Genomic DNA, 21,392 nt, shown 5'->3' on the forward strand with positions numbered 1-21,392 from the left:
CCTTCTAAGCACTCAGTGCTGAAACAATTTTCACTGCGTCAACGGTTTCTTTAACATCATGTACACGTAAAATTCGTGCACCTTTTAATAACGCAATAGTTGCTGCAGCTATGCTGCCAGACAATCTATCTTCAACAGCTTTATTTAATATGTCACCAATCATCGATTTGCGTGACATACCGATTAACATGGGAAATGCTAAAGCCTGCAATTGCTCTAGCTTATCAAGCAATTGATAATTATGCTGCAAGGTTTTACCAAAGCCAAACCCAGGATCTATCAATATTATATCTTTATCTATGCCCTGCTCTATACAGGCCTTTGCTCTAACCTGTAAAAACGAACTCACCTCGGTGACCACATCTGAATATTGAGGCGTCTGCTGCATAGTTCTCGGTTGACCTTGCATGTGCATTAAGCAAACCGCAGCTCCGCTGATGTAAGCAGCATGCAACGCGCCCTCTTCTTGTAGCGCACAGACATCGTTTATCAGTCCTGCGCCGGCTTTGACCGCTTCGAGCATAACCGCTGCTTTGTTGGTATCAATGGAGATAACGCTATCAAAGCGTTGATGGAGTGCTTCAACAATGGGAATAGTGCGTTCAAGCTCTAAATCCAATGAAACTGCGGCTGCGCCAGGCCGGGTTGACTCGCCCCCTACATCAATAAAATCAGCACCGTCCTGGATCATTTTTTCAGCTTGGTACATGGCATTATCAAAAGAATTGAACTGACCCCCATCTGAAAAAGAATCCGGAGTGACATTCAAAATGCCCATCACCTTTGGTGAGGTCAAATCGAGGAATTTAGCTTTGAAATACATAATAACTTCTGTTGGTAGTTCTAACCCAAATTAACTTGGCAATGAATAATAAAAAGGTCGAGTCAGACATGCTGACTCGACCTAATATAACTGGCGAAACAATTTAATGTGGTAAATCGCCTGGCTTGCCAACTGTTGGAGGGCTGACTGGCTCATCTGGTTCAACTTTAACTGATGCGCCACCGGTTGGTTTATCGTTAGAGTTTGAATCACGAGTTTCCCAATCTGCTGGCTGACGAACAGGCTGACGAGCCATTAGATCATCAATTTGTTTGGCGTCAATAGTTTCATATTTCATCAACGCATCTTTCATTGCGTCCAAAATATCCAAATTATCTTTTAGAATATGTTCAGCACGTTCATAGTTACGGTCAATGATAGCTTTAATTTCAGCATCTATCGCCCGAGCGGTATCATCTGACATATTCTTAGCTTTGGACATACTGCGGCCTAAAAATACTTCCCCTTCTTCTTCAGAATATAGCATTGGACCCATTTTGGTCGACAAGCCCCACTGGGTAACCATTTTACGGGCGATGTCTGTTGCCCGCTCAATGTCATTAGATGCGCCTGTAGTAACACCATCTTCACCTAGAGTCAGCGCTTCGGCAATACGACCACCAAACAAACTGGAAATCATACTTTCAAGATGCTGTTTACTATGACTGTATTTATCCTGCTCTGGCAAATACATGGTTACCCCTAGCGCTCGTCCCCTAGGAATGATCGACACTTTATAAACCGGGTCGTGCTCTGGCACCATTCGGCCAACAATAGCGTGACCCGCTTCATGGTACGCCGTATTAGTTTTTTCTTCTTCAGACATCACCATAGATTTGCGCTCAGCACCCATCATGATTTTATCTTTGGCTTTATCAAACTCTTCCATCGACACAGTACGCTTGTCGGATCTGGCAGCAAACAATGCCGCTTCATTGACCAAGTTAGCTAAATCTGCTCCAGAGAATCCTGGTGTACCACGGGCAATAAGAGATGGCTCAACGTTGTCGGAAATTGGCACTTTACGCATGTGTACTTTAAGGATCTGCTCACGGCCACGGATATCCGGCAAACCAACAACAACTTGACGGTCAAAACGACCCGGACGCAATAAGGCTGGGTCAAGCACGTCAGGACGGTTAGTCGCTGCGATCACTATGATACCTTCATGACCTTCGAAACCATCCATTTCAACCAACATTTGGTTTAACGTCTGTTCACGCTCGTCATGACCACCACCTAAACCAGCGCCACGTTGGCGACCAACAGCATCTATTTCATCAATAAAGATAATACAAGGTGCCGACTTCTTCGCTTGCTCAAACATGTCGCGCACACGAGATGCGCCTACACCGACGAACATTTCAACGAAATCAGAGCCTGAAATGGTGAAGAATGGTACTTTTGCTTCTCCGGCAATAGCCTTAGCAAGCAATGTTTTACCCGTCCCAGGAGGACCAACCATCAATACGCCTTTGGGGATCTTACCACCTAACTTTTGAAATTTAGTCGGGTCTCGTAAAAAGTCTACCAATTCAGAAACATCTTCTTTTGCTTCATCACAACCTGCCACATCAGCAAAGGTTGTTTTAATTTGGTCTTCGCCTAACAGGCGCGCCTTACTTTTACCAAATGACATGGCTCCACGACCACCGCCACCTTGCATCTGACGCATGAAGAAAATCCACACACCAATCAGCAACAACATGGGGAACCAGGAAATGAAAATTTGCGACAAAAACGATTGCTGTTCAGGGGGCTCGCCTCTTAACACAACACCATTATTTAGAAGCACGTTTACCAGTTCATCATCAGGATAAGGAATGTAGGTAGAAAAAGGTTCGTTATTAGTTGTTACACCAGTAATCTCACCCGTACTGCGGTTGATAGTGACTTCTCGCACTGACTTTTGATCTACATTACGCATGAAAGTGGTGTAGTCGGTCTGTGCCTTTTTCGATTCTCCCGGAGAAAAACTATTAAACACGGACATCAACACTACTGCGATGACCAACCATAAGATTAGATTTTTTGCCATATCGCTCAACGCTTTTAACCTCTATAAGTAAGAATCTGTTACTAAGGACATATGCCCCGTTGTAGTGACCTCAGGGTACTACAGTTTATATCCAGTCGCCACCAGATAAACTTATCTGACAAGCGCTCTAAACGAATCTGGTTGACGAATGTTCACTATTTTTAGCTATTACCTCAAATAGCTAAACAATTCGTCGGGCTACAACTTTCAATACTTTCACTACAAGCCATTTTATTCTGAACACAGTTTTAAGGGTTTGTAGCTGGCTTATATCGCCGATAAACCTTTAACGTGCTTAGTCCAAAGACCACCTCATCTATACGATGGTTCCACCTATTAAGCTCACAAATGTGTAACCTTATGTGTCTTTTTAAACTATTCTTGCGACAAATCCTTTGCGATGCTAGTTAGCTTAAGTAAAGTGTCACAAACTATTACCACTGTTGTTTAACTGCCCTACGGCTATCAGTTACCACATACTAAAACTATTGTGACAAGATGCTCAGTACGAAAATCTCCATCTAAAAAGCCAAGCATTTGTGAAATGCTGATATCCAGATTGCGCTGTCACAATTTAATTATCCCACGAAAACAGCAACCTTGTTTTTTCGCCTCGCCAGCATATAGTTCATTTTGCCATCCTTTTAATTAGCATGTTGAACTGACTGATTAAGGATTTTTTGTCATCGGCCGCGTTTCTAATTAGGTATAAAAGCAAGATGGCGTTAGAATAACGCTTTTCAACCATCCTATATCAATTAAATTGTAAGAATTAATCTAAATGAAGCTATCTAATAAACAAAAACAATACCTTAAAGGACTCGCCCACCCTATCAAACCCGTAGTGCAACTCGGTAATAATGGTTTGACTGAAGGTGTGTTAGCTGAAATTGAAAACGCACTGGCCCATCACGAGTTAATTAAAGTGAAAGTGCCTACCGACGACCGTGACGAAAAAGCTTTGATCATGGATGCGATTATCCGTGAAACAAAAGCAGAAAAGTTACAAACCATTGGGCATGTAATGGTCATGTTCCGTCAAAGTGATGAGAAAAAAATCAGCATCCCCAAGGTTTAACTCGTATTTTCATAATATGAAATCTGTGGTCATCCCTTTGAGTAACCTCTATGCGAGCGGAGAGTTAACCGCTCAATTGCCTTAAATGGGTTAGACAGAATAATAAACCTAATCGGTGATCCAGGCAGCATCGCCTTAGTATTAGATGGAAAATTCAGTGTCCACACAGATGGACTGCAACTGCGTATGCCCAGAGTTTTTCCTACTCTAAAGGTTCCTTGGGATGGGCCACTTTATATTGCTCAAAACAGCCCTTTCAACCAAAATTCGCATACTGTGCCAAATCTTGACGTATCTAGTGCGCAAACCCGTTTTCAATGCGCACCCTTTAATGCCGATGGCAGTCTAGACTTAGTCTTCGAGGGACTTTATGCTGCATTTGAGATTTCCATTCGAGCACAGAATTGTGTAACAATCTCCCTTTCCCCGACCAAATCGTTTTAAGCCAGACACTATTCAATCGTATATTAGCGCGAGATGCTGTTCGGTTTGGACTGATTGAATTTGCTGCTAAAGTACTCTATCTTCATAAACTTAAAACAGAAATACACGACAACGCCTCTGAATTAGAAACTTACTTTGAATAATAAGGACACAATATTTACGCATGTCTAGTGTGCAACAAGATTATCAATCACGGCGATTAAAGTTTATCGCCCTCAATCCAACTATGCAGCAGCATTTTACCGCACTATATCGAAACGAGATTGTGATGAGTAAAATCATGCCCTGCTTATCAACTGATCAAGCAGCCAAGCTATTTGAGCGTTTATATCGTCATAAGCCAATTACGTTTTGGGGAATATATCTCCAGTCGGACCTCTCATTCTTAGGGGTGCAGGGGTTTCTTCCCGAAACTAAAGGGCTACCTGAGTCAAACAGAGAGTTTGGAATTCTGCTTGACCCTGCTGCTTTTGGTAAAGGAATTGCATTTGAATCTGTTAGCCGTATGCTGGCATTTGGTTTCCAACGAATGAGCTTGACTAAGGCGTATGCGTATTTTGATAGGCACAATATCGCTATTGAGAAAATTGCTAAGCGGCTAAACTTCAAGGTTAACACTTCCCCTCGCAGTCCAATAGAATGCTATTGCAGCATATCATCTGCAGATTTTTTGGCATATAACCCTGAGGTTTACCTTGACTGAATTACATGACAAAGCCCTCGCAGGTAGCATAGTTTGTGTTGGATTAGGGATGACCTTAGGCGCGCATATCAGCCAACTTACCCGAAATTTCATTGAACAAGCCGATGTGGTATTCGTTGGGGCATCTGATGCTTTGGTGGAAAATTGGGTCATGCAAATGAACGGGAATACCATCAGCCTACAGTCTTTTTATGCCGAAAACAAAGACCGCAAAGTGAGTTATCAACAAATGGTCGATGCGATGATGAATGAGATCCGCAAAGGGCATAAGGTTGTTGGTGCTTTCTATGGTCACCCAGGTGTGTTTGCATGGGCACCCCACCAAGTCATTGCCACTGCTAAACAACAAGGATTTCATGCCCATATGGAACCAGGTATTTCGGCAGAAGATTGCATGTATGCTGATATGTCTATCGATCCCGGTACCTTTGGAATACAACATTATGAAGCCAGTCAATTCATGATGTATCAACGACACCTCGACCCAACAGCATATTTGATATTGTGGCAGTTGGGATTCGTGGGGGACCTAAGCCGCTCTCAATATAAAACCGGTCACCATCATCGCCAGTTGCTAATCGATGTTTTAGCAGAATCTATTCCGCTGCAGCATCAAGTTGCCATTTACGAATGCCCCACTCTACCCACCCAAAAATGCAGAATTGAGTGGGTGAATTTAGCTGATTTGAATCACGCCACTGTCTATCACCACTCCACCTTGGTGATACCGCCGATAGTTAAGAAAAAGTATGATTTAGCGACTTTAGCCAAATTAAATGACCTAAATTCACCAAACTAGCGATAAATTAATCGATATCGCTTTTCACCAAGCTCATAAGTGGTTAATAATGTTCAGGTACTTTTATTAAAAATGGAATTCACTATGTCGACAACTCAGTTACTGGAAGAAATCGCTATCAATCCTTCATTTAAGCTTGATCTTTTATCTGAAAACGAAAACGCTCAACAGCTAGCAACGAGAGCGGAATCGGAGATTGAAAATCGTATAGCGGAACAAGGTAAGATTTGGTGCGCTCTATTTCCAAATGAGGAAGAAGAGAAAGATCCAGATGGTGGCCAAAATGAAGACGACGCACCAGAAGAGGATGACAAGGAAAATAAACCTACTGAAGTCAATCCGACAAAGACTACAGATAGCTAATGATGCGATTCACCCTTGTATTGTGCTTAATCATTGCTTTTAATATTAATGCACAAAGCAGCAAAGTAGACGTTCAATTACTAATTGAAGAAGCCGAGCAAGTCAGAAGTTCTGACTTCGCTCACTTCGAAGTTATTATGGCGGAGATCCAACAAAATAGCAGCGCGTTAACTCCCCAACAGAAGCATTTTTATCAGTATTTAACGGGTTACCAAAATACCTTTAAAGGCAAATTAGAAGAAGCCAATGCTATTTACAACGCTTTGCAAGAAAGTGATGCATCTGAAGATTTAAAACTAAGAGCGCTAGGCTCATTAGTAAATAACTATGCCGTCAAACGAGATTTTTACCTCGGTGCTAAAGCCGTCAATCGCTTATTCGAACAACGTGAAAAAGTCACTGACAAAGACATCATCGATAGTAGCTTCTTGGTGGTTAGTATTTTTTATAACCAAGCCCGCCAATTTGAGCTTGGACTTAATATTGCCAATCGCCTTTTAGCGCGAGATATTTCGCCTCGAATTGAGTGTTTTGCCCGACAAATTAAAATAGAATCCGAGTTTGAATTGTCGGTGATTTTGTCCAGTTATGATTATGCTAATCAAAGTGCTGAGTTTTGCATGGACAACAATGAATTACTGGTTGCCAATATCATCAAGACCCACATTGCCGAATCTCTCACAAACGAAAATAGAGTAATCGAATCACAGAAGCTATTATCTGATAATCTGCAGAAAACCTTAGATTCAAAGTATCCTCCCCTGATTGGCATGCATTACGCTTTAATGGCCAACAACTATTTATTACTTGAGCAACCAGCCAAAGCCACTGAATATGCTCTAGAAGCTAAAAGCCATATCGAGAATTTTGGGTTAACAAAAGCATTAGTTAAAGCATTGGATGTACTTTACCGAGCAGCTGAAGAACAAGACAATTACATACAAACAATTGCTTATTTGAAAGAGTTTAATGAATCAGATAAAGCCTATTTGGACGAAACTAAAGCTAGGAATTTAGCGATACAGCAAGCAAAATATGAGTACAGTGAACAGCTCAATAAAATATTCTTGCTGGATAAACAAAACGCCCTACTAGTAGCCAAAGCGGAACTTGCACAACAGCATTCACAAAATAACCGCATGGCATTGGCGCTGTCTTCAGCATTACTGATTTTACTATTTGCCTGGTTATATCGTAGTCGCAAAATTCAAGTGAAATTACGCTATTTAGCCGAAACCGACGATTTAACCGGTATTAGTAACCGGCATAATTTCAATGACAAAGCTATCCAACAAATTCATCACGCAGAGCGACATTATCAGCCCGTCAGTTTCATATTGTTTGACCTCGACCACTTTAAAAGAGTTAACGATAATTATGGTCATCAAATTGGTGATTGGGCGCTATGCAAGGCTGTCTCTGTAGCCAAGAACATTTGTCGCAATAACGATTTGATTGGCCGTATGGGGGGCGAAGAATTTGCCATATTGCTGCCATCCTGTGACATTGACGAGGCATTGAAAATCGCTGATATCTGCCGACAAGCGATTGAACATATTGATTCATCAGAAACAAATTTTGAGTTCAAAATTACTGCAAGCTTTGGTGTGTCTGATTCACAGACCTGTGGCTATTCGTTGGAAAAACTGTTTGGCGGGGCTGACGCGGCTCTGTATCATTCGAAAGATTGTGGACGGAATAAAGTGTTTCAGTTCTTCGGCAAAAAAATGGCGTTAAAACCAACTAGTGGTTTAACGCCCTTTGGATAAATCCTATTTATTATAACTAGATAATTAGTGGTGATGTCCACCTACACCGTGGGCATGACCATGAGCAATTTCTTCTTCAGTGGCATTACGCACATCGACAACCTTCAAATCAAACTTTAAAGCTCTGCCAGCTAAAGGATGATTGGTATCTACAGTAGCCATAAATTTGCCAACCTTGACAATGGTAACTTCCATTGCGCCATTTTCAGTTTGTAACACAGCGGTCATACCTGGAGCCCATTTGTCAGAGCCTTGCAGGTGCTTAATCGAAATTCGCTGTTGGGCATTTTCTTTAAATTCACCAAAGGTATCAGCAGCTGGTAACTCAACGCTAAATTCATCACCTTGCTGTTTCCCTTCCAGGGCTTTCTCAATCCCTACCATCATATTATTATGTCCGTGCAGATAGGCTGCTGGATCATGCTTAAAACTACTCTCTAATTCATGGTTTTCTAGGTCATTGATACGATAATGAAATTGAACTACTTTATCTTTGCTAATTGTCATTTTATGTTTCTCTAAGCTTTAAAAATTTAATTATTCGTCTGAGCCATTTACAATGTTGGCGATATTATACAACCGATTAACGGCTAAGTAATTCATACTGCCTTTTGGATAACGACCTTTACTATTTAATTGTCCAGCATCTTTTTCGGTTAATAATTCTAACGCTTGATCAACAGTCGCAACAGTATAAATATGGAACAGGCCTTTTTCCACCGCGTCGATCACTGCCCGATTGAGCATTAAATTAATCTGATTAGATTGGGGGATCACCACCCCTTGAGTACCGCTCAACCCACGATGTTGGCAAAGGGTGAAAAAACCTTCAATCTTTTCATTTACACCGCCGACTGCTTGAACCTCACCATATTGGTTTATTGAACCGGTAATCGCTAAGTCTTGTCTTGCAGGCACATCGGTAAGACCCGAAATCAAAGCGACCAACTCCCCTAACGAGGCACTATCGCCATCGATATGCCCGTAGGACTGCTCTAGCGCGATATTAGCGGATAACGTCAGCGGGAAATATTGTGCATATTTGTGGCCGAGGTACCCCGTTAACAACATGACTCCCTTGGAATGGATAGGTTGACCTAACTCCACTTCCCGTTCAATATCGACCACTCCATTTGCACCTGCGTACACGGTTGAGGTAATCCGCGCGGGGGTTCCAAACACACTGTCACCAACCTCTAATACCGTTAAACCATTAACTTGGCCCACGGCTTTACCCTGGGTGGCAATCAAAATTTGCCCTTGCTTAATGTCTTCTAACAAAGCTTGGCTCACCCTGCCAGTGCGAATAGTTTTAGCATTTAACGCTATCTCTATGTGAGCAACGTCCATTTCTGCTTTTTGATCTTTTACACAAAAGTAATGGGCTTCATTAATCAGTTCTATTACATCAGAAAAACGTGCTGATAAGTTCTGCTGATGTTCGGCCAAACGCAAACTGTATTCTACTAAGCGATACATCGCCTTGGCATTTATGCCAGACAAGCCTAAATCTTGCACATGGTGGCGAACTCTGCCGACAAAATCGTACAAAGTCTGTTTATTCAGACTGATTTCATGATCAAAATCGACCAAAACGCGAAACAACTCATCGAATTCTTCATCATAGTCTTGCAGCAGATAATATAAATCTCTGGAGCCTAATAATATGACTTTGACATTAAGTGGAATACGCTGGGGGATCAGTGTCATAGAATTGACCATACCCACATCAGTTTGCGGCAGCTCCATTTTTAATTCACCGAACTTTAAGGCCAATTTTAAGGTATCCCAGACGAAAGGTTGATCGATCATCTTGTCAGCATCTAATAGCAGATAACCGCCATTGGCCTTATGTAAAGCGCCAGTTCTTATCATCCGATAATTGGTAAACATGGAGCCTTGCAGGTTAGTGTATTCAACTTTTCCGAATAAGTTTTGATGAGTTGGATTGGGCTCGTACACCACAGGTGCACTATCGCCCACACCGTAAGACACCAAAATATTGGGCAAATATTGCTCTTCTAGTATTTCCCGTTTGTCGTATTCGTCTTGTTTGTCTTCTTTGTTATCAGGTACCAATATTTCAATAATGGTATCAATTAGGTGAGGTCGCAGTTGACGCAAAAACTTGAGTACGCCCAACTCGGTGGCATATTTATGTTCAAGGCCTTTAAGTAGGGGCTTAATCCCCTGCTCTGCGGTGTCACGCTTCAGTTGGCGTAATTGTTCAGAGGAATGCCGCTTCCATTGTGGCAGTTCGATTAAGGCTTCACTGAGTCGGTCTTCCAATTTATCTATAAGTTGGTAGTAGTGTTGACGTTGACTATCATCGAGTTTGGCAAAATCTGCATCGGTTAGAGGTTTACCATCAACTATAGGTGCAAAACTAATCGTTCCAGTTTCTTCATATAAAGCCACATTTTGTCCTTGGGCTTCTTGCTCAAGTTGGTCAATCGCTTTGTCATAGCGCTGATCGAATTCTCGAGCAATTGCAGCTTGTTTGCGCTGATAGCCAGGATTGTCATAGGCTGCAGGAAACGTATCCATCAACTCATCGATTAAGCTTTCGACCTCCTTGTGCAACTTTTTGCTTTCACCCGGACGTAAGCGTAACGCGATGGGCTCGCGCTCCTCTTCGAAATTATTGATGTAACACCACTCATCTGGTGTTTCTACCGTATCCACCGACTTGGCAATATGCTCATGTACCAAGGTATAACGACCCGTAGCATGTTCCCCCATCACATAAAGGTTGTAACCTTTGGCTTGGATCCCCAAACCGAATGTCAAGGCTTCACGTGCTCTCTCTTGACCGATGAAAGTAGCGAGTAAGGTAGAGTCATCCTTCAACGCTTGATTGATCAAACGTCTACTGGGAATTGCGGTCAATTGTTTAGCGGACAGAGCAAGATATTGAGACATAACCTAAAGTGTGGAGTGTATTTTGCAACAGTGAAACCTTTATGCGCATGTGTGTCAACCGCTACTCTACATCGATGTATATTATTCGGCTAAATATTATCCACAAAGGTCAAATTCCTAGTCTAAAAGCGCATTAGCTATTGTTAGCCTATAGCTTGCTAAGGTATTCTTCCCCGAATAATAATTTAAAATTCAGATTGAAGTGTACATTTGCTTCAGCGCAGTTTTATGAATTAACCTTTTTATCTTTTGGAAGTCCGTTTTAATGGCCGAAAATCAGTACGACCCGCAAAAAATTGAATCTCAGGTACAAGCGCATTGGGAAAAAAATAATGTTTTCACCGCAGTAGAAGACCCTTCCAAGGAGAAATTCTACTGTCTTTCAATGTTTCCTTATCCTAGCGGTCGACTACACATGGGCCACGTGCGTAACTACACCATCGGTGATGTGATTAGCCGTTTCCAGCGCATGCAAGGTAAAAACGTACTCCAACCCATGGGGTGGGATGCCTTTGGTTTACCCGCTGAAAATGCCGCACTAAATAACAATACTGCTCCGGCCAATTGGACCTATTCAAATATTGAATATATGAAGCGCCAATTGAAAACTTTGGGATTTGGCTACGACTGGAACCGTGAGGTCGCCACTTGCAAACAAGATTATTACCGCTGGGAACAATGGTTCTTTACCCGTTTGTACGAAAAAGGCTTGGTTTATAAAAAGAATGCCACGGTTAATTGGGATCCAGTAGATCACACAGTGTTAGCTAACGAGCAGGTAATTGATGGCAGAGGATGGCGTTCAGGCGCTCTAGTTGAACAAAAAGAAATCCCCCAGTGGTTCATTAAAATCACTGATTATGCGGAAGAATTATTACAAGACTTAGATCAACTAGATGACTGGCCTGAACAGGTTCGGACCATGCAGCGGAATTGGATTGGTCGCTCCGAGGGTGTTGAAATTACCTTTCAATTAGCCCAAGCCATCGCCAATATTGGTAGTTTTGATGTGTATACCACACGACCAGATACGCTTTTAGGTGTGACTTATGTAGGTATTGCCGCCAGCCACCCGTTGGCCATCGAAGCTGCGCGCACTAATCCCCAATTAGCCGCCTTCATCGAAGAATGTAAAAACACCAAAGTGGCTGAAGCGGACATGGCCACCATGGAGAAAAAAGGCTGTGCAACGGGCCTTTACGCCATTCACCCGATCTCTGGTATCAAAGTGCCCGTATGGGCAGCCAACTTTGTGCTAATGAACTACGGCTCCGGCGCTGTCATGGCTGTTCCTGGACATGACCAACGTGACTTCGAGTTTGCCAAAAAATACCATTTGAGTATTACCCAAGTTATCAAACCCTTGGAAGATTGCGACCAAGTCTGTGACTTGTCTGAGCAAGCTTTCACAGAGAAAGGCATCTTAGTAAATTCTGGTCAATTTGACGGCTTGACCTCAGAACAGGCATTTGAGCAAATTTCTCAGGATTTGGAAGTACAAGGTAAGGGTAAACGCAAAGTAAATTATCGTCTGCGGGATTGGGGGGTGTCACGACAGCGTTACTGGGGTACACCTATCCCTATGCTTAACTTGGAAAGCGGAGAGTCGGTTCCTGTGCCTGCGGATCAACTGCCGGTGGTGTTGCCTGAAGATGTTGTTATGAATGGTGTTGTATCGCCGATCAAAGCTGACCCCCAATGGGCTAAAACCGAATATAAGGGTCAGCCTGCTCTGCGTGAAACTGACACCTTCGATACCTTTATGGAATCGTCGTGGTATTACGCTCGATATACCTGTGCCCCTAATGATCAGGCAATGTTGGACCCCGAAAAGGCTAATTACTGGTTGCCGGTTGATCAATATGTCGGCGGGATTGAACACGCTATTTTGCATTTATTGTATTCGCGTTTCTTCCACAAATTATTACGTGACGAAGGCTTAGTAGAATCAAGTGAGCCCTATAAGCGCTTGCTATGTCAAGGCATGGTATTGGCCGATTCTTTTTACCGAGAAGATGATAAAGGGAAAAAGGAATGGTTCTCGCCAGCAGACGTCACCACCGAAAAAGATGATAAAGGTAGAGTAGTCAGTGCAACCTTGGCAGCAGATGGTCAGCCAGTTGAATTTGGTGGCATGACAAAAATGTCCAAGTCTAAAAATAACGGTATCGATCCGCAGCAGGTTATTGATATTTATGGCGCAGATACCATCCGCCTCTTCACAATGTTTGCTGCGCCACCAGAGCAAACATTGGAATGGATAGATTCTGGCGTTGAAGGAGCCAACCGTTTCCTAAGACGTTTTTGGAAACTGGCACAGGAGCATATGGCTACAGGTGAGACAACAGCCCTAGATCTTAGCCAGCTCACTCCTGCGCAGAAAGATTTGCGCCGCACTTTGCATAAAACCATTGATAAAGTAACTGATGACCTAGGTCGCAGACAAACCTTTAACACCGCTATAGCAGCCATAATGGAACTATTGAATGCGTTGCAAAAAGCCCCACAACAAGCGGCTCAAGACAATGCGCTTATGTCTGAAGCTGTGCATGCTATGGTACTAATGCTAAACCCAATCACACCGCATATTTGCCATGTACTGTGGCAGCAATTAGGCCATGACAGTGAAATTGCCAGCCAAGATTGGCCAAAGGTTGATCAAGCAGCTTTGGTAGAAGATGAGAAGCTAATCATTGTGCAGGTTAACGGCAAAGTTCGAGCAAAAATCACAGTGGATGCTGATATCGATGAAGCTACTATCAAGCAAATTGCCGTAGATCAGCACAATGTTAGTCAGTTCATTGAAGGCAAAACCATTCGCAAAGTGATATATGTTGCGGGTAAATTAGTTAACATTGTTGCCAATTAAGCGGATGAAAACCTTGAAACTAACCAACTGGAGTTTAATGATTATTGCGGCGATAATGCTCACTGGATGCGGCTTCAAGCTGCGTTCAGGCCAAGCCTTACCGGCAGGCTATAATCAGATTTACCTTAGTGGAACACAAGATTTCTCGCCATTGAAACGCTCGATGGAAGAATATTTAAACCGCTATGAAATTCCATTTGTGTTATCCGAACCACAAACCCACCCTTATAGCACGGTGGCGATTTACTTAATGCCAGATACCCTTGACCGCAGATTGCTGTCCTTGTATCCCACCGGACAGGTCGCTGAATACGAGCTGGTATTATCCATTCGCTACCAAGTAATCTTCCCAGGCAAAGAAGCTCAATTTATTGAATTTGATGTTACCAGAGAATACCAAGATGACCCTGATGCCATCCTCGCCAAATCGCGGGAGTTAGAATTGGTATTAAGTGAGTTGCGTCAACAAGCAGCGGATCGCATTATTCGGATGTTACCCAGTCAGGGAAGCAGCAACCTCTAATGCAGATTTATCCAAATCGCTTCGCCGCCCACATCAGTAAATCAATAAGTCCTTTTTATCTGGTTTTTGGTGATGAGCCATTGCAAAAATTACTCACCATTGAGCATATCAGGCGAGAGGCTTTGACCCTAGGGTTTGATGAGCGACAACAACTAAGCGTAGACAATCAGTTCAACTGGAACAGCTTGGTAGAGGCGACGCAGACACTCTCCTTGTTTTCGTCTAAACAGTTTATTGAAATTGAATTGCCTACGGGCAAACCAGGTGCAGAAGGTAGCAAGATTTTAACCGCGCTGGCTGAACATGCCAACCAAGATACTATTATTGTTTTGCATGGCCAAAAAATTGGCAAAGATGTACAAAATGCCAAGTGGTTTAAAGCATTAGACAAACAAGGGATATATGTTCCTTGTTTTCCATTGGAAGGTAACAACCTCCAGCAATGGATTTTGAATTACATGCGCGACACTGGCATTCACGCCACCCCTGGTGCCAGCAAGTTGCTTAGTGACTATTGCGAAGGTAACCTGCTGGCCGCTAAACAAGAAGTAGATAAATTATTGCTGCTCTACCCTGATGGCCAGATAGACGAAAGCATTGTCGAAAAAGCAGTAGTAGACCAATCCCGCTTTACCGTATTTCAATTGATAGATGTCATTTTGGAAGGTGACGGCCACAAAGTCGTTAAAATGCTATATCGACTCGAAGCAGAAGGCATTGAACCCACCATAGTAGCTTGGGCACTGGTAAGGGAATGGCAAACATTAAATCATTTGATGGCCGCACAAAAAACTGGCCAGGCTATCAACTGGAACCAACACAGAATTTGGAAAAATCGCCAAGGTTTCTATATATCAGCGTTACGTCGACTGAACCAAGCTATGCTAGACGCTATCCAAGCAAAATTACAAATTTTTGACCAACGGATTAAACAGACTCAAGTGATAAGACCCTATGTAGAGTTGTGCCATATTTGTTTGTTATTTATACCCTATGATCTGCAATCCCTCCCTATGGATTAAAGCCCCAATTTGCGCAAAAAACATCACCTTGCCAGCGGTTGCCCCTGAATCAGATTGGCAATAATTTAACGTTATAACCCTCTGAGGCTAAATTTCCTACTCAAACATTTCATTTATGCTTAGTGAAGGCGCAACTATTTTTGCAATACTCGTGCGCGTTAACCCCTAAGTCTGGTACAATATATGGTTGTAAGCATAGACTAGTGTTCATCAAGAGGATCCAAATTGGATAGTAAAGAATTTAAGCAATTCGTCATCGAAAAGATGGAAGATTTAAAGGCCAGAGATATTATAGAAATTGACGTATCGGGAAAATCAACCGTTACCGATACCATGTTAATCTGCTCCGGTAATTCAAAACGCCATGTGGCTTCAATCGCTCAAAACGTTGTATATGAAACCAAGCAAGCAGGTCATCCAGCACTCAGTATTGAAGGCCAATCCGAAGGTGAATGGGTATTGGTTGATTTAGGTGACGTGATCGTCCATGTAATGCAAGACGAAGTACGTGACTTTTACCAATTAGAGAAGCTTTGGAGTTAGACCTTTTACTGCATGCGAATTCAAATTATTGCCGTAGGCACCAAAATGCCGCAGTGGGTAGAAACGGGCTATCGGGAGTATGAGCGCAGATTTGGCGCTGATGTCAGCCTTAGTTTAACCGAAATATCCGCTGGGAAACGCGGCAAAAATGCTGATATTAAAAGAGTTTTACACAAAGAAGGGGAACTTACCCTCGATGCTGTACCCAAAGGGAATAAGATTGTCACCCTTGAAGTTACAGGTAAACCCTTGACCACCCCTCAATTAGCACAAAATTTAGCCAAATGGCAAATGGACGGGCGAGACATCAGTCTATTGATTGGTGGACCTGAAGGCTTGTCCCCAGATTGTATCGCGGCCAGTGAGCAGAAATGGTCGCTGTCTGCGCTTACCCTTCCCCATCCATTAGTTCGTATTATCGTTGCCGAAAGTCTTTACCGCGCATGGTCATTGAATGCTAACCATCCTTACCATCGAGAATAATCTTGGCGCCTAAACGGATTACTATCAAAGATCATTCGGCCGAGGCAAACCTTTTTACCCGCCGCACCTTCATCGCCATGATATTGGTTTTGGTAATGATGCTATTACTGATCAGTAATCTCTATTATTTGCAAGTTGAACGTTTTGATGATTATCGAACCCGGTCTAATGGTAATCGCATCAAAGTATTGCCAGTAGCGCCTAATCGTGGACTAATTTACGATCGCAATGGTATTTTATTAGCTGAAAATCGTCCGGTTTTCTCCTTAGATGTGATTCCTGAGGAGTTAGATGATTTAGAACAAACCCTGAGTGAATTGGCCGATTTGTTAAGCATCGAACAAGATGAAATTGACGATTTTAAAAAAAATATGCAGCGTAAGCGGCGCTTCAAGCCAGTTTCTTTGCGCAATCGCTTAAACGCTCGTGACGTTGCATTATTTTCTGCCAACCAACACAAATTCCCAGGTGTTTCCATCGAAGCCAGACTCGCACGACATTATCCCTACGGTAGTGCTCTAACTCATGTATTAGGCTATGTGGCTCGCATAAACAAAAAGGATCTGCAAAATCTATCTGAAGCGGGACAAGAAGCTAACTATGCTGCCACCCATGATATTGGTAAATTAGGCATAGAAAAATTCCATGAGGCTTTACTACATGGCGAGGTCGGTTACCAAGAAGTTGAGATTAATAGCAAGGGTCGGGTGATCCGCACTCTTAACTTTCAACCTCCCGTGCCAGGGCAAGATTTAGTCTTAAACATCGACATTAAATTGCAACTTGAAGTTCAGCGGTTATTGGATAAAGCCAGAGCGTCAGTGGTGGTGTTAGACAATAGGGATGGTGGCGTGCTAGCGCTATACAGTAACCCAAGTTACGATCCCAATTATTTCGTGCATGGCATTAGCAGCAAACGCTATTCTTATTTGTTGCAATCTACCGACCGTCCATTGATTAACCGCGCGACTCAAGGTCAATATCCGCCGGCTTCAACCATAAAACCTCATCTGGCCTTAGCGGGTTTAGAAGAAGGCGTAGTCACACCCGAAACTCGGATGTTTGATAACGGTCGCTATCAACTGAAAAATGTTAGTCATGTTTGGCGTGACTGGATCCCTTGGGGACATGGTTGGGTAGACGCACAAAAATCAATTGAAGTATCCTGTGATTTCTATTTTTACGATCTTGCCTATTACCTAGGGATTGATCGTATTAATGAATCTATGACAAAGTTTGGTTTTGGCGAATACAGCGGTATCGACTTGTATGAAGAATCGGATGGTAATATGCCCAGTCGCGGCTGGAAGCGAGCTCGTTATAACGAGCCTTGGTATATTGGTGACACAATTTCCGTTGGCATTGGCCAGAGTTACTGGACAGCCACCCCGCTGCAGCTTGCTCGGTCTTTGAGTACTTTAGTTAACAAAGGCAAACGCATAGTGCCGCAAGTACTGCGGGGTAAAATGCACGACGGAAATATTATCCAAGAGCCGATTAAAGAACTACAACCCATAGTTATTAAAGATATAAAAAACTGGAATCTGTCACTAAAAGCGATGCGTGGCGTGGTGCACTCTCCCCATGGAACTGCGCGCAGTGCATTCGCAAATAGTCGATATATAGCCGGTGGTAAAAGTGGTACGGCGCAGGTTGTCAGTATTGCGCAGGATGGTAAATATGATGCGGAGAAACTGTCTGAAAAGCACCGTGACAATGCAATGTTTATTAGTTTTGCTCCCTTTAACAACCCAGAAATTAGTGTGGCTGTGGCGCTTGAAAATGCTGGAGGCGGAAGTAGTCAAGCCGGGCCTATTGCACGACAAATTATGGACTACTATTTTAGAGACAGAGAGTTTGAACCGCCGGTTTTCGATTTTCTTGACGAATATGACACAGAACAAGATGCACATTAATGTTACGAACTAAGCTTGAACCCAACAAAAAGTCCATCTTGGCCACACTGCATATAGACGGTGCACTGCTACTCGGCTTACTCGTACTTATGGCCGTGGGTATTTTTACCATTTACTCAGCAGGGGGCCAAGATTTAGATTTGATCCAACGGCAAGTCACCAGACTTTGTGTGGCCATGGTGGTGATGTTCGCCCTAGCCCAAGTGCCCGTTCTAGCATATCAACGCATATCGATTTATTTTTATATCGTTGGTGTACTGATGTTGGTGGCAGTATTATTTTTCGGCGTAAGTGGAAAAGGTGCACAGCGTTGGCTTGACTTAGGGTTTATGCGATTTCAGCCGTCTGAAATTTTGAAATTAGCCGTGCCAATGATGATTGCCTGGTACATCAGTAAATTTAACCTTCCACCGAGAATCTGGCATGTATTTTGGGGCTTTATATTCGTAGCGGTACCTACTTTGCTAATCGCCAAGCAACCTGATTTAGGCACGTCATTATTGATTGCCAGCTCTGGCCTATTTGTATTGTTTTTAGCCGGTATGAGTTGGAGTTTGATTTTAGTGGTAACTGCACTGGCCTCTGGGTTTGCCCCTGTCATGTGGTTTTTCTTAATGAAAGAATACCAAAAGCAAAGGGTTCTCACTTTCTTAAATCCTGAGAGTGACCCCTTAGGATCTGGATATCATATTATTCAATCTAAAATTGCCATTGGCTCTGGTGGCTTGGAAGGCAAAGGTTGGTTGCACGGCACTCAATCCCAGCTAGAGTTTTTGCCGGAACGACATACAGATTTTATCTTTGCGGTATTTAGTGAGGAATTTGGCTTATTTGGTATTATAGGGCTGCTAGCCATCTATAGTTATATCATAGTCGTTGGGTTACTTATTGCGATGCGCGCGCAAGACGCATTTGCAAAATTACTGGCCGGCAGTATTACTCTGACCTTCTTTGTGTATGTATTTGTCAATATCGGCATGGTATCTGGCTTGTTGCCAGTGGTGGGTGTTCCACTGCCTTTAGTTAGTTATGGTGGCACATCAATGGTGACATTATTGGCTGGATTTGGCATTCTAATGGCTATCAGTACTCAAAAGCGTCTGCTTTCCAGACAATAATAAATCGGCAGTGCGCGACTCAAAGGCGTAAATGTCAATGGAGAGATAATGCGTAAACTATCCAAGGCGATATTAATGGCAGGGCTGAGCTTAGCTTTGCTTCCAGTCATAGCGGTATCACAACAAGCAAAAATTGACGAGTTTGCACAGATGATGGCGCAAAAGCATCAGTTCGATGCGCAGTCAATCAAGCAAACACTGGCCAAAGCCAACAAAAATCAAACCATTCTTGACGCCATTGCTAAGCCTTGGGAGGCTAAACCCTGGTATCAATATCATCCCATATTTTTGACTCAAAAACGGCTGAATAAAGGCGTGGAATTTTGGCAACAACATCGGCATGCGCTGGAAAGAGCGCAACAGAAATCCGGGGTTCCAGCTGAAATTATTGTTGCTATTATTGGAGTTGAGACCTTTTACGGCAACTATAAAGGCAAATATTCGGTATTAGATGCCCTTTATACTCTTGGATTTCACTACCCACCACGCGCTAGCTTTTTTAGCAGTGAATTAGAACAATTTTTTCTACTGGCCCGGGAAGAAGGGTTCGATATGTCCCAACTACAAGGCTCTTACGCTGGTGCTATGGGATGGGGGCAATTCATTTCATCTAGTTATCGCCATTATGCAGTAGATTTTGATGGCGACGGCGTTCGGGATTTATTTAACAATCCTGAAGATGCCATTGGCAGTGTCGCGAACTACTTCAAATTACATCATTGGCAAGCCAATCAGCCTATAGCATACAAAGCTAGCATCGAAGATAAAAACCCGGCTATCTCTGGCTTGGTCAGCAAAGATCTCAAATATAAACATCAATGGCAGCAACTTATCGACGCCGGCGTGGCAATAGATGCTTCGACTACTATCGAGCCTCAGCAAAGTGTCAAGCTACTGGAGTTTGAATTAGATAATGGCGCTGAATATTGGGTCGGATTGCCCAATTTTTATGTCATTACGCGCTACAATCACAGCCCCTTGTATGCCATGGCGGTGTACCAGTTTAGTCAACAATTAAAACAGGCTATGGCTGAAAAATGAGAATACTATGCATTACTCTATGCTGTATTTTACTGGTTTCCTGTGCCAGCAGCGGCCGTTATTCGCAGCATTCCGACTCTAAACCCAAGCGCATTAGCGCTGACATTGACTTTAAAGATGTTGTCCCACGTTATGAACCCTATTTACGCGCTTCAATGCGCCCATATCGAGTACTAGGTAAACATTACATCCCGCTCAAAACTGGTAAAGGTTATGCCAAGTCTGGTATTGCCTCATGGTATGGGCAAAAATTTCATGGCCATTTAACCGCTAATGGTGAAACTTACGATATGTTTGCCATGAGCGCAGCCCACAAAACCTTGCCCCTGCCCTCATTCGTATTGGTGACCAACCTTGATAACGACAAACAAGCCATTGTAAGAGTTAATGATCGCGGACCCTTTCACGAAAATCGTATTATTGATTTATCCTACGCAGCGGCAATGAAATTAAATGTCTTGGACACTGGCACCGCCCGCGTCAAAGTTGAGGTGATGCATGTTGATGAAGCGGGAGAGTTAACCGTTGGCTTAATTCAACCAGCGCCTCCTGCTTCTCTGCTTGAGTCCCCTTCTACCCAGCAAAAACGTTGGTTCGTGCAAGTTGCCGCCCTGCAAGATCAGTCTCAAATTGAAAAAATGGCGCTAGGGCTGAAAAATGCGTATCAAGTCGCAATCAACACCCCCAATGAAAATGGCTTGTTCAGATTACATTTGGGCCCATTAGATGACGAGTTCCATGCGAATCAATTACTCGAAAAGCTTAAACTTGATGGCTTCAACAACGCATTTCGTGTGTTTACTGCCCCTTAACTTTTCTGCAATAGAGTAAAACTTATCGCAAATACGATAGTCTGATAGTCACGCACGATAATTACACAGCATCGCGTGTCCGAAAATGGTATATTACGCGGCGTTAATTTAATTCATTTTTAAACC

At 43.0% G+C, this 21,392-nt stretch carries 18 protein-coding genes; 14 read left to right on the forward strand and 4 right to left on the reverse strand.

The features are described from left to right. Nucleotides 1–4: 4 nt before the first annotated feature. Together folP and ftsH are read right to left on the reverse strand one after the other, a co-directional pair. Nucleotides 5–823: a dihydropteroate synthase gene (folP, locus tag QR722_RS10570; protein WP_286282805.1), complete on the reverse strand. Its 819-nt coding sequence runs from the start codon at nucleotides 821–823 to the stop codon at nucleotides 5–7. 103 nt (nucleotides 824–926) lie between these two features. Continuing rightward, nucleotides 927–2,870, reverse strand: a complete 1,944-nt coding sequence (ftsH, locus tag QR722_RS10575; RefSeq protein WP_286282806.1) for an ATP-dependent zinc metalloprotease FtsH — start codon at nucleotides 2,868–2,870, stop codon at nucleotides 927–929. Nucleotides 2,871–3,642: 772 nt separating this feature from the next. Here ftsH and yhbY point away from each other — a divergent pair. The 5 genes from yhbY to QR722_RS10600 all read left to right on the forward strand — a co-directional run bounded on the left by yhbY (nucleotide 3,643) and on the right by QR722_RS10600 (nucleotide 8,017). Continuing rightward, nucleotides 3,643–3,939: a ribosome assembly RNA-binding protein YhbY gene (gene yhbY, locus QR722_RS10580; protein ID WP_286282807.1), complete on the forward strand. Its 297-nt coding sequence runs from the start codon at nucleotides 3,643–3,645 to the stop codon at nucleotides 3,937–3,939. Between the two features lie 607 nt (nucleotides 3,940–4,546). Beyond that, a complete protein-coding gene (locus QR722_RS10585) occupies nucleotides 4,547–5,086 on the forward strand; it encodes a GNAT family N-acetyltransferase (protein ID WP_286282808.1) in 540 nt (179 codons plus the stop codon). Beyond that, on the forward strand, nucleotides 5,079–5,885 hold the full coding sequence (locus tag QR722_RS10590) for an SAM-dependent methyltransferase (RefSeq protein WP_286282809.1): 807 nt from the start codon (nucleotides 5,079–5,081) through the stop codon (nucleotides 5,883–5,885). The genes QR722_RS10585 and QR722_RS10590 overlap by 8 nt, the downstream gene beginning before the upstream one ends. Nucleotides 5,886–5,969: 84 nt before the next feature. Beyond that, the gene (locus QR722_RS10595; RefSeq protein WP_286282810.1) at nucleotides 5,970–6,248 is read left to right on the forward strand and encodes a hypothetical protein; all 279 of its coding nucleotides are present in this window, start codon (nucleotides 5,970–5,972) and stop codon (nucleotides 6,246–6,248) included. Next, entirely contained in the window at nucleotides 6,248–8,017 is a 1,770-nt protein-coding gene (locus QR722_RS10600; RefSeq protein WP_286282811.1) for a GGDEF domain-containing protein, read from the forward strand. Before QR722_RS10595 ends, QR722_RS10600 begins: the two co-directional genes overlap by 1 nt. A gap of 24 nt (nucleotides 8,018–8,041) precedes the next feature. Here QR722_RS10600 and QR722_RS10605 read toward each other — a convergent pair whose 3' ends face one another. Further along, the gene (locus tag QR722_RS10605) at nucleotides 8,042–8,524 is read right to left on the reverse strand and encodes an FKBP-type peptidyl-prolyl cis-trans isomerase (protein ID WP_286282812.1); all 483 of its coding nucleotides are present in this window, start codon (nucleotides 8,522–8,524) and stop codon (nucleotides 8,042–8,044) included. A gap of 30 nt (nucleotides 8,525–8,554) precedes the next feature. Then, on the reverse strand, nucleotides 8,555–10,939 hold the full coding sequence (locus tag QR722_RS10610) for a Lon protease family protein (RefSeq protein ID WP_286282813.1): 2,385 nt from the start codon (nucleotides 10,937–10,939) through the stop codon (nucleotides 8,555–8,557). Between the two features lie 265 nt (nucleotides 10,940–11,204). On the opposite strand from QR722_RS10610, the gene leuS reads away from it, so the two are divergent. The 9 genes from leuS to QR722_RS10655 all read left to right on the forward strand — a co-directional run bounded on the left by leuS (nucleotide 11,205) and on the right by QR722_RS10655 (nucleotide 21,266). After that, nucleotides 11,205–13,808: a leucine--tRNA ligase gene (gene leuS / locus QR722_RS10615; protein ID WP_286282814.1), complete on the forward strand. Its 2,604-nt coding sequence runs from the start codon at nucleotides 11,205–11,207 to the stop codon at nucleotides 13,806–13,808. A gap of 13 nt (nucleotides 13,809–13,821) precedes the next feature. After that, the gene (locus QR722_RS10620; RefSeq protein ID WP_502872432.1) at nucleotides 13,822–14,331 is read left to right on the forward strand and encodes an LPS-assembly lipoprotein LptE; all 510 of its coding nucleotides are present in this window, start codon (nucleotides 13,822–13,824) and stop codon (nucleotides 14,329–14,331) included. Further along, the gene (gene holA / locus QR722_RS10625) at nucleotides 14,331–15,353 is read left to right on the forward strand and encodes a DNA polymerase III subunit delta (RefSeq protein ID WP_286282816.1); all 1,023 of its coding nucleotides are present in this window, start codon (nucleotides 14,331–14,333) and stop codon (nucleotides 15,351–15,353) included. The genes QR722_RS10620 and holA overlap by 1 nt, the downstream gene beginning before the upstream one ends. A 225-nt stretch (nucleotides 15,354–15,578) precedes the next feature. Continuing rightward, entirely contained in the window at nucleotides 15,579–15,896 is a 318-nt protein-coding gene (gene rsfS, locus QR722_RS10630) for a ribosome silencing factor (RefSeq protein WP_286282817.1), read from the forward strand. Nucleotides 15,897–15,908: 12 nt separating this feature from the next. Beyond that, nucleotides 15,909–16,379, forward strand: coding sequence for a 23S rRNA (pseudouridine(1915)-N(3))-methyltransferase RlmH (rlmH, locus tag QR722_RS10635; RefSeq protein WP_286282818.1), 471 nt, complete (start codon nucleotides 15,909–15,911; stop codon nucleotides 16,377–16,379). A 2-nt stretch (nucleotides 16,380–16,381) separates the two neighbouring features. Continuing rightward, nucleotides 16,382–18,295: a penicillin-binding protein 2 gene (mrdA, locus tag QR722_RS10640; RefSeq protein WP_286282819.1), complete on the forward strand. Its 1,914-nt coding sequence runs from the start codon at nucleotides 16,382–16,384 to the stop codon at nucleotides 18,293–18,295. Continuing rightward, entirely contained in the window at nucleotides 18,295–19,413 is a 1,119-nt protein-coding gene (rodA, locus tag QR722_RS10645) for a rod shape-determining protein RodA (RefSeq protein WP_286282820.1), read from the forward strand. The genes mrdA and rodA overlap by 1 nt, the downstream gene beginning before the upstream one ends. 48 nt (nucleotides 19,414–19,461) lie before the next feature. Then, nucleotides 19,462–20,454 (forward strand): lytic murein transglycosylase B, encoded by a 993-nt coding sequence (mltB, locus tag QR722_RS10650; RefSeq protein WP_286282821.1) that lies wholly within the window; start codon nucleotides 19,462–19,464, stop codon nucleotides 20,452–20,454. Beyond that, nucleotides 20,451–21,266, forward strand: coding sequence for a septal ring lytic transglycosylase RlpA family protein (locus QR722_RS10655; protein ID WP_286282822.1), 816 nt, complete (start codon nucleotides 20,451–20,453; stop codon nucleotides 21,264–21,266). The genes mltB and QR722_RS10655 overlap by 4 nt, the downstream gene beginning before the upstream one ends. The last annotated feature ends 126 nt before the right edge of the window (nucleotides 21,267–21,392 follow it).

The organism is Aliiglaciecola sp. LCG003, assembly GCF_030316135.1.
Lineage (GTDB): Bacteria > Pseudomonadota > Gammaproteobacteria > Enterobacterales > Alteromonadaceae > Aliiglaciecola.